Raw genomic sequence first — 15,672 nt, 5'->3', positions numbered from 1 at the left:
CGAAGCGGCAGCAACAAATGTTTTAACTGTGCGAAAGCGAAGCGGCAGCAACAAATGTTTTAACTGTGCGAAAGCGAAGCGGCAGCAACAAAGCGCTCAGTCGGAACGGAAATCAACCACACGTTATGGTGATGGGCCTAAAAATTGCCGTTAGAACCATTTTTATCGATGGCAATAGGCACATGGCTCTTGATTTGAATTGGTATAGTATTGTATAATCACATGTAAAATGTATATTATGAATACTAAATGCTTTGACCGGGAAGTAGTAAAGATTGTGAATGGACAACAGGGAGCGTAGGCCGGAGATTGAGAGCCAGCGCCGTACCAATGCAGTTTTGAATTCATCTCGCGAGCAGCTACCGGGACCAGCGAAATGCTGTAAAGGTTTGCCGGCTTTAATCTAGTCGTTATGTCAATGAAGTGATTGTGAGGAGTTTGCCTTGCAATAACTAGGGTGGTACCGCGAATATGTCCTCGTCCCTTTTTTAGGGGCGAGTTTTTTTGTGCCATCGAAGTATCGGCATTTATCTTCATTCAGCAAATCTTTTTGAGCGAAAGTGAAACGTCAGCTACAAATGTTTTATGTACCGAAAGCGTAGCGACAGGTACAGAAGGCTCCCACCTTGGAAGGTGGTGAGATAAATGCGGATGTGGTTCCTTTTCAGCTGGTGTTCAAAAAACTGCTGAATGAAGATAAAGCCTCCGGCGGATATCACGGATTTTCAAAGGAATGAATTTAAGGATGTTAGCCTAAAAATCTTCGCATCCTGCGAAAACGGCTGACTGACCTGCATCGGTAAAAACGCCACGTCCTATGGCATTACCGAAATGACCGACATCGTGTCGGCCCTCGTGTTGCTGACGCTACGTTAGCACTGCGCTTTCGCACAAAAAACATCTGCAGGCCTGGGCACAATTCAAAATCCGGACGCGATTACGCCAAGGCGAAATTGATTTAATCAAGGAGGGTTTATTACATGGAAGAGCAATTAAAGCAATTAGAGCAAGAAGCACTTGCTAAAATTGAAGCGGCAGCAAATTTAAAGGAATTAAATGATGTGCGAGTAGCATATCTAGGGAAAAAAGGACCTATCACTGATTTATTAAAAGGTATGGGGAAATTATCAGCTGAGGAACGCCCGAAAATGGGTGCCTTAGTCAATACGGTTCGTGAAAATGTAACTGCTGTATTAGAGGAAAAGGTAACTTTGTTAGAGGAAGCAGCAATTGCTAAAAAATTAGCAAGTGAGTCGATTGATGTCACTTTACCTGGCCGTGAAATTAAAGTTGGCAATCGTCATCCGTTAACACGTGTTATTGAAGAAATTGAAGATTTATTTATCGGTATGGGCTATGAAGTTGCAGAAGGTCCGGAAGTGGAAAAGGATTATTATAACTTTGAGGCACTGAATTTACCGAAGGGACACCCTGCCCGTGATATGCAAGATTCGTTCTATATTTCCGAGGAAATATTATTACGTACGCATACTTCTCCTGTGCAAGCTCGCACGATGGAAGAGAAGAAAGGTGAATCAATTCGCATTATTTGTCCAGGGAAAGTATTCCGACGTGACAATGATGATGCTACACACTCACACCAATTCATGCAAATTGAAGGGTTAGTGATTGGTGAAAATATTCGCATGAGTGACCTTAAAGGTACGCTTGATACATTAGCGAAAAAAATGTTCGGTGGAGACCGCGAAATTCGACTTCGACCAAGTTTCTTCCCATTCACAGAGCCATCTGTTGAAATGGATATTTCTTGCTTCAAATGTGGTGGTTCTGGCTGTAACGTATGTAAAGGTACAGGTTGGATTGAAATTTTAGGAGCTGGTATGGTGCATCCAAATGTACTTGAAATGGCTGGCTATGATCCGAAGAAAGTGTCAGGCTTTGCATTCGGTATTGGTGCTGAACGTATCGCAATGTTGAAATATGGTGTCGACGATATTCGTCATTTCTATACGAGTGACACACGTTTCTTATCACAATTTGAGCGAACAGAGGCGTAAGGAGGATAAAAAATGTTAGTATCATTAGAATGGTTAAAAGATTATGTAAGTGCACAGGATTTAACGTCTGAACAGTTAGCTGAAAAAATTACGCGCTCTGGAATTGAAGTAGATGCAGTAATTGATCGTGCTAACGGAATGGATAAAATTGTTGTCGGCTATGTCGTTTCAAAAGAGAAACATCCAGAAGCTGATAAATTAAATATTTGCCAAGTGGATGTTGGTGAAGCTGAGCCACAACAAATTATTTGTGGTGCTCCAAACGTTGATGCTGGTCAAAAAGTAATTGTCGCTCGTCCAGGTGCACATTTACCAGGCGGCATTAAAATAAAAAAAGCAAAACTTCGTGGACATGAATCAAACGGTATGATTTGTTCATTACAAGAGGTAGGAATCGAAGGTAAACTTGTACCTAAAGCATATTCTGAAGGGATTTATGTGCTTCCTGCCGATGCTGAGGTTGGTTCAGATGCCCTTGCTATTTTAGGTCTACGTGACACAGTATTAGAGCTTGGCCTAACACCAAACCGTTCAGATGCATTGTCAATGCTAGGTGTAGCGTACGAGGTTGGGGCAATTCTATCTGAAGAAGTGAAGTATCCAGAAATCGCCTACAGCACATCTTCTGAAAAAGCTGAAGACATGTTAAAGCTTCGAGTGGAAGATTTACAAGCAAACCCAATGTATGTAGCAAAAGTTGTGAAAAACGTAAAAATCGCAGAATCACCTATGTGGCTACAAAATCGCTTAATGGCAGCAGGTGTACGCCCGCATAATAACGTTGTCGATGTAACGAACTACATTTTAATGGAATACGGCCAACCGCTTCATGCCTTTGACTACGATAGCCTAGCAACAGGTGAAATTGTAGTGCGTAAAGCAGCAGAGGGCGAAAAAATTACTACTTTAGATGAGCAAGAGCGCACATTAAAAGCTACAGATTTAGTCATTACAAATGGCAAAGAGCCGGTAGCTATCGCAGGTGTAATGGGCGGTGCAAACTCTGAAGTAAATGATTCTACAACAACAGTTGTCATTGAATCTGCTTACTTCGACGGCTTATCTGTACGTCAAACATCGCGTCATCTTGGACTTCGTTCAGATGCTTCTGCTCGCTTTGAAAAGGGTGTAGATCCTAACCGTGTGTTACCTGCTGCAGAGCGTGCTGCAGCGCTACTAGCTGAACTAGCTGGTGGTGAAGTGTTAGAAGGAACGTGCATCGTTGATGAACTAGATAAATCACCAGCACGTGTTGTCGTTTCGCCAGATTTCATTAATGAACGTTTAGGTATGAAAATTTCACTAGAAGAAATGCTATCTATTTTAGAGCGTCTTAAATTTGGTGTAGAAGCAGCAAATGGTTTACTAATCGTTGATGCACCAACACGTCGTCAAGATATTAAAATTGAAGAAGATATAGTAGAGGAGATTGCTCGTCTATACGGCTATGATGAAATTCCGCTGACTTTACCAGAGGGAGCAAACCAAGTAGGCCGTCTAACACCATATCAAGCGAATCGTCGAGTAGTTCGTAATTATATGGAAGGCGCAGGTCTTTACCAAGCTGTAACTTACTCACTAACTTCAGAGGCATTGTCACAACGCTTTGCATTGAAAGCTGAGCCAGTAACACGTTTACTAATGCCGATGAGCGAGGACCGTTCAACTCTACGTCAAAGCCTTATCCCGCATTTAATTGAAGCTGCTGCTTATAATGTTGCTCGTAAGGCTGACAATGTGGCATTGTATGAAATTGGTTCAGTATTCCTTGGTCAAACAGAAGAAGGGCTACCATATGAGGAAGAGCATGTGGCGGCAGTAGTAACAGGCAAATGGCTTGATCATGCTTGGCAGGGTGAGAAAAAAGCAGTAGATTTCTTCGTCTTAAAAGGCATTGTAGAAGGTGTTATCGGTAAGCTTGGTTTAGAGGACCGTATTTCATTTGTGAAAGCTGAAGTAGATGGATTACACCCAGGACGTACTGCTAGCATTCTTTTTGATGGTGAACAAGTCGGCGTTATCGGTGGATTACATCCAGCAGAACAAAAAGCATGGGGTGTAAAAGACACATATGTAATGGAGATGAATCTCGTAACATTATTAAATGCTAATGCAAAAGAAGCACCTCTTGCCTATACACCAGTGCCTCGTTTCCCAGCAATGTCTCGTGATATTGCGCTTATCATGAACCGTGCAACAACTGCTGGTGAAGTTATTACTGCGATTCGTTCTGCAGGCGTGAAATTATTGAAAGACGTTCGTGTATTCGACGTATATGAAGGTGAAAAAATGGAAGCTGGTAAAAAATCAGTGGCATTCTCCCTAACATACTTCGATCCAGAACGTACATTAACAGATGAAGAGGTTGTTGCAGCACATAATAAAGTGTTAAAAGCTATTGCAACAATTGAAGGCACAGAAGTACGCTAAATTAATAATTTTTTTGTGAGCTGTCTCGTAATGAGGCAGCTTTTTGTTTTGTTAACATCATTAGACTGTTATAAGGTTATTTTCGCAGGAGTATGAGAAAAAGGAGAGAAGATACTTTAAGCTAATTCTCATATCTAAGTTTTTCGTCAATATTTAGAAATAACAAAAAATAAATTTTTGATCCATATTAACTGTATAGTAAGTTTTGGATAGAAAATTTTACTATGGGGTGGTAGCTAATATGAAAAATCAACGAAAAAGAAGAGGACTTTCCGTGCGAGCCCGATTAATATGGGCGTTTGCTTTGACACTTTTAATCCCCAGCATTGCTATTGGTTCGTTTTCGTATTTGAAGTCTTCTGATCAATATCATAAGGAATTAAGTGAAAGCTCACGCGAAAATGTAAATTTATTAAATACACTCATCTCAAATGAGATATCACCTATTCAAAGTGATGTGGAATATTTAGCTGCTTCTTTTAATAAGAATGTGCAAGATGCAGATGCTTTAAAGGAATTAGAAAAATATAATGCTTTACATAGCAACGTCTCTGTTGTCAACTTGGCAATTGAGGGGCACAAATTTATGCGTGAGCCACAAGCTGAATCTTCAACTGATTATGATCCATTTACGCGACCATGGTACTTAACGGCTATTGAATCACCTGGCAAAAACGTTATGATTGATCCATATAAATCAACAATTACAGGTGAATTAATATTAGCAGTATCAGCTGGTTTACAGGATCGTTCAGGGGTTATTTCTATTGGTTTAAATTTAGACGGAATTTCCGAGCTAGTGAAATCAGTGGAAATTGGTGATAATGGCTATGCTACTTTAGTAAATGCCAATAATCTTATTATTGCTGATCCACAGTTAGAGGTAGGATCAGAGCTCAAAAAGTCATATATAGAAAAGATGCAAGGAAAAGAAGATGGTAGTTTTACCATTAAGGAAGATGGAAAAGAGTATCAAGTGTTCTTTACTACCAATAAACTAACAGGTTGGAAAATTGTTGGTACTATGGATTTAGCAGATGTAGCAACTGTTACAAAACCAATTTTAACAAACACTGTGACAGTCATTGTGATTGCTCTTATCATATTTGGAATCATTGGTGCCTTCATTATAAAATCAATCATTCAGCCATTACAAAAGTTGTCAACAGTAGCTGAGCAGGTAGGAGACGGTGATTTACGCAATTTAATTGAAATTAAAAGAGAAGATGAGATAGGTAAATTGGCGGATATATTCAATAAAATGATTCTATCTTTGCGTGGTGTAGTTGGTAACATTGGTGAGGAATCAAATCAGTTAGCTGCATCATCGGAGGAACTTACTGCAAGTACATCAGAAAATAAACGAGCTACATCACAAATTGTTGATTCCATTCAAACATTTGCAGAAACGGTTGATGTGCAAGCAGAAACAATTAATGATAGCACTAACGCTGTACTTGAAGTGTCTTCATCGATTCAACAAATTGCAGTAAAGGCCGATACCGTTAATGAAATGTCGAATAAAGCAATGGAGGCTGTTATGATAGGAGACAAAACTATTCAAACAGCAATTGGCCAAATGGAAATGATTCAAAGTACTGTTCAGGAACTGGAAAGTACGGTTCAAACATTAAGTAATCGTTCAAATGAAATCGGACGTATTGTAGAGGCTATTACGCAAATTGCTGATCAAACAAATCTTTTAGCTTTAAATGCTGCAATTGAAGCTGCTCGTGCTGGTGAGCATGGAAAAGGTTTTGCAGTTGTTGCTGATGAGGTACGAAAGCTTGCAGAGCAATCCGCACAATCAACAATGCAAATAAAAGATATCATTGGTTATATTCAAGCCGATACAAAACTAGCGGTTGAATCAATGACTGCTGGCTCAGCTGAAGTCGTAAAGGGAATTGAAGTAACAAATATGGCAGGAAAGTCATTCAAAGAAATTAATAATAATGTACAAAGCGTAACCTATGAAATAGGAGAAATTTCAGAGACAGCAAAAGTTATTTCTGAACACTCCAATCAAGTGGCAATCGGAATTGAAAGTGTGCTTCTGCAAACAAATGAAAATACAGCAAATGCACAAAATATTTCCGCTGCAACAGAGGAACAGCTTGCTTCTATGGAAGAAATCGCTGCATCGGCCGAAGCCCTTGCTAAAATGTCTGAAAATCTACAACAAACAATTAAACAGTTTAAATATTAAGGCTAAACAAAAATCCAATTATCATAATTCTTTTGTGAGCTGTCTCGTAATGAGGCAGCTTTTTTAGTTGGAAAGCCGTCAGGCGAACGTATTAATAGTTTATGAGTAACAGCTACTGCATACTTTTTGGATATTTCGCGTTTTTAATAATATTTTGAAATAACAAAAAATAAATCTTGAGTATTTATTATGTGTATAGTAGAAATTGGATAGAAAAAAATAGTAAGAGGAGATAATAATTTTGAAAGAGTATCGAAAACGAAAAAGCTTATCTGTGCGTGCTCGGTTAATCTGGGCTATTACAATGACACTCTTAATTCCGAGTATAGCAATTGGTACATTCTCATACTTAAAATCAGATAATTTATATTATAACGAATTAAGTGATAAATCTCGCGAGAATGTCGATTTAATAAATACTTTAGTAACAAAAGAAATTTCCCCAATCATAAGTGATGCAGAATATTTGGCTGCTTATTTTAATAAGGATTGGCAAGATGCAGCAGCATTAAAGGAATTAGATAAATACAATGCTTTACATAATAGTGTTTCAGTAGTTGCGTTAACTCTAGAAGGCCATGGTTTTTTACGAAATCCATATCATGAAATGCCTTCTGATTATAATCCATTTTTGCGTCCTTGGTATTTAAAGGCTATAGAGTCGCCGGGTAAAGGCGTCGTGATGGACCCATATAAATCAAATATTTCAGGCGATTTAACTTTAACTGTAGCGGCAGAATTGCGTGACAAATCCGGGGTTGTTTCCATAGATTTGAAACTTGGCGAAATTGCGGAGCTTGTAGATGCTGTAGAGATTGGGAAAAGTGGCTATGCCTCATTAGTGAATGCCAATAATCTTACGATAGCAGATCCGAATGTTGAAGTAGGAACTAAGCTGAAAGATTCGTACATAGAAAAGATGCAAGGAAAAGAAGAAGGTAGCTTTACAATTCAGGAAGATGGCGAGGAGCATCAAGTATTTTTCTCTACTAATAAACTAACAGGGTGGAAAATTATCGGTGTTATGGATGTAGCGGATGTCACAGCTGTCACAGCACCAATTTTAAAATCGACTATAGCAGTCATTGTTACTGCTTTAATTATTTGTGGGATCATAGGTGGCATGATCATTGCCTCAATCATTCGTCCACTAAAAGAACTATCTACAGTTGCTGAACAAGTAGGAGAAGGAGATTTACGTAATTTTATCAACATAAGAAGAGATGATGAAATTGGGAAACTGGCTACTATTTTTAATAAAATGATTTCTTCGTTACGTGAAGTAGTTGGTAATATTGGTGAGAAATCGAATTTATTGGCCAATTCTTCAGAGGAGCTGACTGCAAGTACTGCAGAGAATAAGCGAGCAACATCACAAATTGTTGATTCCATTCAAACACTTGCTGAGACGATTGATATGCAAGCAGAGACTGTTAGTGAAGGTAATAGCGCTGTACTGGAAATGTCATCATCTATTCAGCATATTTCTGCAAAAGCAGGTGCAGTAAGTGATATGTCTAATAAAGCTATGGACGCTGTTATGATCGGTGATGAGACTATTCAAACAGCTGTTCAACAAATGACCATGATTCAGAATACTGTACAAGCACTAGAAAATACAGTGCAAACATTAGACAAGCGTTCTCACGAAATTGAGCACATTGTTGAGGCTATAACCCAAATTGCTGATCAAACAAACCTATTAGCTTTAAACGCAGCAATTGAAGCTGCACGTGCGGGTGAACAAGGAAAAGGTTTTGCGGTCGTAGCTGAAGAGGTACGAAAGCTAGCTGAACAATCCGCACAATCCACGCTGCAAATTAAGGATATTATTTCGCAGATTCAAGAAGATACAAATCTAGCAGTTGAATCAATGGCTGCTGGTTCAGTTGAGGTCGTCAAGGGGATTGATATAACAAACATGGCAGGAAAGTCATTTGAAGAGATTCGTACGAATGTACAAAGTGTAACCTCTGAAATAGGACAAATTTCAGAAGCATCTAAAGTTATGTCTCAACACGCCAATCAAGTGGCGATGGGGATTGAAAGTGTGCTTGAACAAACGAATGAAACTACAGCAAGTGCACAAAATATTTCCGCTGCAACTGAGGAGCAACTTGCTTCTATGGAAGAAATCGCAGTATCAGCCACTACCCTAGCTAAAATGTCTGAAAATCTTCAACAAACGATTCAACAATTCAAATATTAGTTGAAACGAAAATTTTTTGATAAGTTTTGAATATAAAAAATTTCGCTAACTTCAGTAGAAAGCAAGTTGTATAAAACTTGTCATCTGCGTGAGTATAGCGAAATTTTTTGTCTATAAGTCCAATTTATTTCATCTTTTTAGCTTTCTCGGTATTCGCAAAATGCCATTTCGTAATGCAACGTAAAAATTCCTCACCTTGTTTTCGCCATATGCGAGCTGCTAAGGCATCTACTTTTGCTGAAGCCCCCTTCAACAACTCTATCCCGGCAATCTCACTCAGTCGGTCCATTTCTTTTAAAAACGCCGCACGAGCTAATATCGATGCAGTTGCTACTGAAACATGTAATTGCTCGGCCTTCGTAGAAAATAGCACATCATCTCGAACAATATCTCGTTCATTTTTTAAATAATTGTAATACACGCCACGTTCCGCAAACTGATCTATCAAGATTTGTTCTGGTTTTTCGGGAGCCATTTTTGACAGTGTATTTTTAAGTGCCTTATTATGCATCATAGCTTTCATTTTACCTTGTGAGTAGCCTCGTGACTGTAATTCGTTGTATTTTTCATTGCGTAGTACAAGCACACTATGGACGCAAGCTGCACGTAAATCGGGTGCTATTTTACGCATGTAATCATCTGTTAGCATTTTGGAGTCTTTTACACCAAGTTCGTTAATAAGCGCAATTTTTGATGCAGGGACATATACGGCCGCAACTGTAATTGGACCAAAGTAATCGCCAGTACCCGTTTCATCTGAACCTAATACCGACATCATAGCAAAACCTTCTGGCAGGGCGTCACCCTTTGCTCCAATCGATGATGTTTTCTGTGTGTTTGTTACTTCTACGTCTCCCCAGCGTGCAGCTTCTCGCTCAGCGCCTCCCCCTTGGAACATTAATTTTCCTGATTTGTACATCGTAATGGCTGTATCAGGGAGCTTTGCAGCAAAGATTACCCCTGGTGCTTTACGTTCTACAAAATGATTTGCGTAGTAGGACATCACCTCTTTTTGTATATTTGTTGATATTGAAAGTACAATATTTGACATTTCCTCGTTCCTTTCTGTCCTCGTTGTTCACAATTTTATACCTTTCATGGTATGATAATAAATAGCTTTTTTGTGTAAGTTGCTCACAATCGGAAAAATCGTGAGCACAAAAATTTAAAAGGGGGGTGCGACTATGGGAAATCAAGAAAAGAATAAAATTTCTGTGGAAATATATGGTCATACATATAAAATGGTCGGCTCTGAATCCATTGGACATATGCGACTTGTCGCTTCTATTGTTGATGACCGTATGCGCGAAATGAATGTACATAATCCCTCTCTTGATAGCACAAAGCTTGCCGTTCTTACAGCAGTAAATACCGTTCACGATTATTTACTATTAAAAGAACGAATGGAGCAACTAGAAGAAGAAGTGAAAAAATTAAAGGGTTGAAGTGAATGTTAGATCTAATCATATTAGCGGTACTATTAGCCGGGCTCATCGTTGGAGCAAAACGTGGTTTCATTGTACAGATGATGCATATCGTTAGCTTTATAGTTGCCCTAATTGTTGCGTATATCTATTATAAACCATTAGCACAAAAAATGGTGTTTTGGGTCCCGTATCCAGGGGTAACGGATTCAGGTAGTCTTGGAGTAGTCATTGATAGCCTGGATATAGACCGAACTTTTTACCGTGTCATTGCATTTGCTGTCATATTCTTTGCGGTGAAAATTACAATGCAAATTGTGGCATCGATTTTTGATTTTATAGCGTATTTACCTGTATTAGGTACAGTGAATCGTTGGCTTGGAGCATTGTTAGGCATGATTGAAAACTATTTAATTATGTTTATCTTGCTTTACATTCTTGCTTTATTACCAGTTGATTCTATCCAAAGTTTAATGTCGAAGTCGTTGTTAAGTGGTCTCATTTTGGAGCATACCCCAATTATTACGAGCATGTTCCAAAACTGGTGGTATATTTATATGCAATAGCAAACTGTGCACTTCTCTCGGTTTTGAGGGAAGTGTTTTTACGATAGGAGGAATTCCCAATGAACAAAAAAACAATTATTCGCACACTAGAAAAGATTGCGTTGTATATGGAATTACAAGGGGAAAATCCATTCAAAGTGTCGGCCTTTCGAAAAGCTGCTGGTGCACTTGAGGGAGACGAGCGCTCATTGAGTGAGATGGAAGATGTAACAAAGCTTAAAGGTATAGGTAAAGGTACATCTGCTGTTATTGAGGATTTAATAACAAATGGTGAATCGAGCTTATTAAAAGAATTAGAAGACATTGTACCCAAAGGATTGCTGCCGTTATTAAAACTTCCAGGCTTAGGTGGTAAAAAAATAGCTAAGCTTCATCAAGAGTTAGGAATTGATTCTGCCGAAAGTTTAAAGGCAGCTTGTGAAGCTTGTAAAGTTCGTGAGCTAGCAGGCTTTGCGGCAAAAACTGAAGAAAAAATTTTAAAAGAACTTGCAAATTTATCAAATCGATCAGAACGTTTGCCGATTTGGCAGCTTGAGCCTGTTGTTTTACAAATTGAAGCGCTTCTAGGTAGTATGGAAGAAGTTGAGCGTTTTTCTGTTGCTGGAAGCTTCCGCCGAGCAGCAGAAACAAGTAAAGATATTGATTTTATTGTTGTAACGGAAGCAGTTGAGGCCGTACGTGAAAAGCTACTGAATGAGCTTTCTGTACAAGAAGTAGTAGCTGCTGGTGATACAAAGATTTCAGTTATTTTAGATTTAGAAGAGCCTGTAAGTGTAGATTTTCGATTAGTGAAAGATGCTGAATATGCAACGGCCTTACATCATTTCACAGGCTCGAAAGATCACAATGTCCGCATGCGTCAGATTGCAAAAGCCCGTGGTGAAAAGATTAGTGAATACGGTGTGGAACAAGCGGATGGCACTGTTTTAACGTTTAAAGATGAAGCGGAATTTTTTGCGCATTTTGATTTACCATTTATCCCACCTAGCTTGCGTACAGGAACAACAGAATTTGATAAAACGGATGACATTCAACATCTTGTGAAATTAGAAGATATTAAAGCAGATTTACATATGCATACGACGTGGTCTGATGGTGCATACTCTGTAGCTGAAATGGGCGAGGCATTAATAGCACGTGACTATCAATATAGCGTTATTACTGACCATTCACAATTTTTAAAAGTAGCAAATGGTTTAACGCCAGAGCGTTTAACAAAGCAACGTGCTGAAATTGAGGCATTTAATGAAGCACATCCAGATTTCCATTTATATGCGGGGACAGAAATGGACATTTTGCCAGATGGTTCACTCGATTTTGAAGATGATGTGCTGAGAGAGTTAGACTTCGTCATTGCCTCTATTCACTCTAGCTTTACACAATCGCAGGACAAAATTATGGCGCGCTTACTGACGGCGATGCAAAATCCGTATGTTCATATGATTGCACATCCAACTGGCCGCATTATTGAGGATCGTACTGGCTATAATCCTGATATGGAGCAATTAATTGCTTGGGCGAAGGAGTATGGTAAAATTTTAGAGTTAAATGCGAATCCATATCGTCTTGATTTATGTGTTGAGCATTTAGAAATGGCTTTAACAGCTGGCGTGCCCGTAGCAATCAATACGGATGCCCACGATATTGCTCATTTACGCTTTATGGATATCGGGGTACGCTACGCAAACAGAGCATGGTTGAAAAAGGATATGATTGTGAATACATGGACGCGAGAACAATTTGAAGCGTTTATTCGACGAAATAAATAGGTTGAGGAGGTGTTCTCAGTGATTGCAGAACGCGCATTGAAAACACTAGAATATGATAAAGTACGTCAGCAAGTGGCTACATACTGTACGTCTTCAATCGGTAAATCTGCCGTTGATGAACTTGTACCACAGACAGACTATGAAAAGGTTGTACAATTATTAGAAGAAATGGATGAAGGACTGTCCATTTTACGTGTTAAAGGCAATGTACCAATGGGTGGAATTTTTGATGTACGACCAGCTGCAAGGCGTGCACAAATCGGGGGCATGCTTTCAGCGATGGAATTAATGGAAGTATCAAGTACGATTCGAGCTAGTAGAATTCTTCGTAATTTTATTGAAGATATAGAATCAGAAGAAGTGATTGATATTCCTCATTTCATCGCCAAAAAGGAAGCAATGCCTGTTTTGGCGGGCTTGCAGCATGAAATCAATAACTGTATTGATGAAAATGGCTCAGTGCTAGACTCTGCAAGCCAAACGTTGCGATCTATTCGCCAATCTTTGCGCGCTGAGGAAGCTAAAGTACGATCTAAGCTGGAAAGCCTTACACGCGGGAGCAATGCTTCAAAAATGCTCTCAGATACACTTGTAACGATTCGAAATGATCGCTTCGTTATCCCTGTTAAGCAAGAATACCGTCATCATTATGGTGGAATTGTGCATGATCAATCATCTTCTGGTCAAACATTATTTATCGAGCCAGATTCGGTTGTTCAAGCGAATAATGAAATTCATCGCTTAAAAATGAAAGAGCAAGCTGAAGTTGAACGCATTTTACTTGCATTAAGTGCGATGGTCGAGGAAGTTGCTCCAGATCTATTTAACTTAGTAAAAGTACTAGGCGAGATTGACGTCATTTTAGCTAAAGGCAAGTACGGTCAAGCGAACAAATGTACAATGCCTAAAATGAATAACGATGGCTACATTCGACTTGTGCGTGCACGTCATCCACTATTACCGATTGAAACGGCCGTTGCTAACGATATTGAATTCGGGAAAGATATAACGGCAATTGTCATTACAGGACCAAACACTGGTGGTAAAACTGTCACTTTAAAAACAGTTGGATTGTGTACATTAATGGCACAGGCTGGATTACCAGTGCCTGCACTTGATGGTTCTGAACTTGCTGTTTTCAAACAGCTTTTCGCGGATATTGGGGATGAACAGTCAATTGAGCAATCACTGTCAACATTCTCTTCTCATATGGTCAACATAGTAGATATCTTACAAAAGTTTGATGATGAATCACTCGTACTATTTGATGAATTAGGTGCCGGTACGGATCCTCAGGAAGGGGCAGCTCTAGCCATCTCCATTTTAGATGAAGTACATGGTCGCGGTGCCCGCGTGATGGCAACGACGCACTATCCTGAGCTAAAAGCATACGGCTATAATCGTCCAGGAGTAGCTAATGCGAGTGTAGAGTTCGATATCGAGATATTGAGTCCAACATATCGTCTACTAATCGGAGTACCAGGTCGCTCCAATGCATTTGAAATTTCAAGTCGCTTAGGCTTACCTGAGTCGATTATTGACCGTGCGAAAAGCTTTACAGGTACAGATCGCCATGAGGTGGAGTCCATGATTGCTTCACTTGAAGAAACTCGTCGCCAATCAGAAGATGATGCAGAACGCTCTCATGAATTAATGATAGAGTCTGAAGCCCTACGCAAAGAGCTACAAGGAAAACTACAAGCTTACGAAGACCGTAAAGAGGCACTCGATAAAAAAGCGAAAGAAAAAGCACGTAAAATTGTTGATGAAGCAAAAAGAGAAGCAGAATCAATTATTGCTGAGCTTCGAGAAATGCGCAAAAATGCAGACCAAGTTGTTAAAGAGCATGAACTTATCGAAGCTCGTAAACGATTGGAAGAAGCTACACCGCTTGAAAACAACAAAGTGCTGAAAAAAGCAGCACAAGTAAAGGCCCGTGCACAAAACTTAGTTGTCGGAGACGAGGTAAAGGTGTTAAGCTATGGACAACGGGGAACATTGCTCGAAAGAGTATCGAATTCCGAATGGGTTGTCCAAATGGGTATTTTGAAAATGAAAATCTCCGATAGTGACCTAGAGTACATTAAACCAGAAAAAGAACCTGTACAACGTATGGCTGGTGTAAAAAATCGCAGCAACCATGTGAAATTAGAATTAGATTTACGCGGCGAACGATATGAAGATGCCATTTTACGTACAGAAAAATATATTGATGATGCCTTGCTTGCTAACTATGGGCGTGTATCAATTATTCATGGTGTCGGTACAGGTGCACTACGTCAAGGAATTCAAAGCTATTTGAAAAAGCATAAGCGTGTAAAATCATTCCGTTTTGGTGAAGCCGGCGAGGGGGGCTTAGGCGTCACAGTTGTGGAATTGAAATAAGCTGTAAAGGGGACGGAGAAAATGCTGAATTCTAGCTTTTGGCGATATCCAATTATCGAAACGGCAGGATATTTTAGTGTTGTCGTATTGTGTTTAGTCGTCTCGATGGCATTGTTCGAAGTCGTTACGAAATATAAAAATTGGGAAGAAATTAAAAAAGGTAATATCGCTGTGGCACTCGCAACAGGTGGAAAAATACTGGGAATCTGTAATATTTTTCGCTTTTCCATTGCGCGCCATAGTACTTTAAGTGAAATGATTGGCTGGGGCCTTTTTGGTTTTACATTATTAATTGTGGCATATTTCTTATTTGAATTTATGACACCACGTTTTAATGTCGATCAAGAAATCGCAAATGATAATCGCTCAGTCGGCTTCATTTCCTTTACCATTTCAGTCGGTCTATCGTTTGTTATTGGGGCAAGTATTGCATAGGAGTGTAATGACATGGAAAAATTAGCAAAAGTACTAATCGTTGTCTGCATCGCATTTTTGGCAGTCGGTGTCTATTATATGATGACCGTTTAAACAAAAAAACGCATCCTTTTATGAGGATGCGTTTTTTTTATATGTGCGCCCGGCATGCGTATGAACTATAGGGTGCAAGTCCCGAACCCCGAAGACAGAAGTAGAGGTTAGCTAAGAGCAAGGGTGTCCGTGGC

The 15,672-nt window shown here is 39.4% G+C and carries 10 protein-coding genes; 9 read left to right on the top strand and 1 reads right to left on the bottom strand.

Annotated elements, in window-relative coordinates; genetic code table 11:
• The first annotated feature begins 980 nt into the window (after window positions 1-980).
• From pheS to ACFTQ7_RS24145, 4 genes are all read left to right on the top strand, one after another.
• Window positions 981-2,018 (top strand): phenylalanine--tRNA ligase subunit alpha, encoded by a 1,038-nt coding sequence (gene pheS / locus ACFTQ7_RS24160; RefSeq protein WP_386831806.1) that lies wholly within the window; start codon window positions 981-983, stop codon window positions 2,016-2,018.
• A 12-nt stretch (window positions 2,019-2,030) separates the two neighbouring features.
• Window positions 2,031-4,448, top strand: coding sequence for a phenylalanine--tRNA ligase subunit beta (gene pheT / locus ACFTQ7_RS24155; protein ID WP_386831804.1), 2,418 nt, complete (start codon window positions 2,031-2,033; stop codon window positions 4,446-4,448).
• Between the two features lie 241 nt (window positions 4,449-4,689).
• Entirely contained in the window at window positions 4,690-6,657 is a 1,968-nt protein-coding gene (locus ACFTQ7_RS24150) for a methyl-accepting chemotaxis protein (protein WP_386831802.1), read from the top strand.
• A gap of 241 nt (window positions 6,658-6,898) precedes the next feature.
• Window positions 6,899-8,866, top strand: coding sequence for a methyl-accepting chemotaxis protein (locus tag ACFTQ7_RS24145; RefSeq protein WP_386831800.1), 1,968 nt, complete (start codon window positions 6,899-6,901; stop codon window positions 8,864-8,866).
• A 124-nt stretch (window positions 8,867-8,990) separates the two neighbouring features.
• Here ACFTQ7_RS24145 and rnhC read toward each other — a convergent pair whose 3' ends face one another.
• Window positions 8,991-9,917: a ribonuclease HIII gene (gene rnhC / locus ACFTQ7_RS24140; protein ID WP_386831798.1), complete on the bottom strand. Its 927-nt coding sequence runs from the start codon at window positions 9,915-9,917 to the stop codon at window positions 8,991-8,993.
• A gap of 133 nt (window positions 9,918-10,050) precedes the next feature.
• Between rnhC and zapA the strand changes: the two genes are divergently transcribed.
• Genes zapA through ACFTQ7_RS24115 form a run of 5 tightly spaced genes read left to right on the top strand, consistent with a single transcriptional unit; the run spans window position 10,051 to window position 15,445 of the window.
• A complete protein-coding gene (zapA, locus tag ACFTQ7_RS24135; RefSeq protein ID WP_079563177.1) occupies window positions 10,051-10,311 on the top strand; it encodes a cell division protein ZapA in 261 nt (86 codons plus the stop codon).
• A 5-nt stretch (window positions 10,312-10,316) separates the two neighbouring features.
• A complete protein-coding gene (locus ACFTQ7_RS24130; protein ID WP_079563176.1) occupies window positions 10,317-10,856 on the top strand; it encodes a CvpA family protein in 540 nt (179 codons plus the stop codon).
• A gap of 59 nt (window positions 10,857-10,915) precedes the next feature.
• Complete coding sequence (gene polX, locus ACFTQ7_RS24125) at window positions 10,916-12,625, top strand: DNA polymerase/3'-5' exonuclease PolX (protein WP_386831795.1); 1,710 nt, start codon at window positions 10,916-10,918, stop codon at window positions 12,623-12,625.
• Between the two features lie 18 nt (window positions 12,626-12,643).
• The gene (locus ACFTQ7_RS24120; protein WP_386831793.1) at window positions 12,644-15,010 is read left to right on the top strand and encodes an endonuclease MutS2; all 2,367 of its coding nucleotides are present in this window, start codon (window positions 12,644-12,646) and stop codon (window positions 15,008-15,010) included.
• Window positions 15,011-15,031: 21 nt separating this feature from the next.
• Window positions 15,032-15,445, top strand: a complete 414-nt coding sequence (locus tag ACFTQ7_RS24115; protein WP_197144741.1) for a DUF350 domain-containing protein — start codon at window positions 15,032-15,034, stop codon at window positions 15,443-15,445.
• Window positions 15,446-15,672: the final 227 nt, after the last annotated feature.

It is taken from the genome of Lysinibacillus sp. NPDC056959 (genome assembly GCF_042674095.1).
GTDB lineage: Bacteria > Bacillota > Bacilli > Bacillales_A > Planococcaceae > Lysinibacillus > Lysinibacillus zambalensis.
The sequence above is the reverse complement of the archived record's forward strand: the minus strand, read 5'-3'. Positions and strand labels throughout refer to the sequence as shown.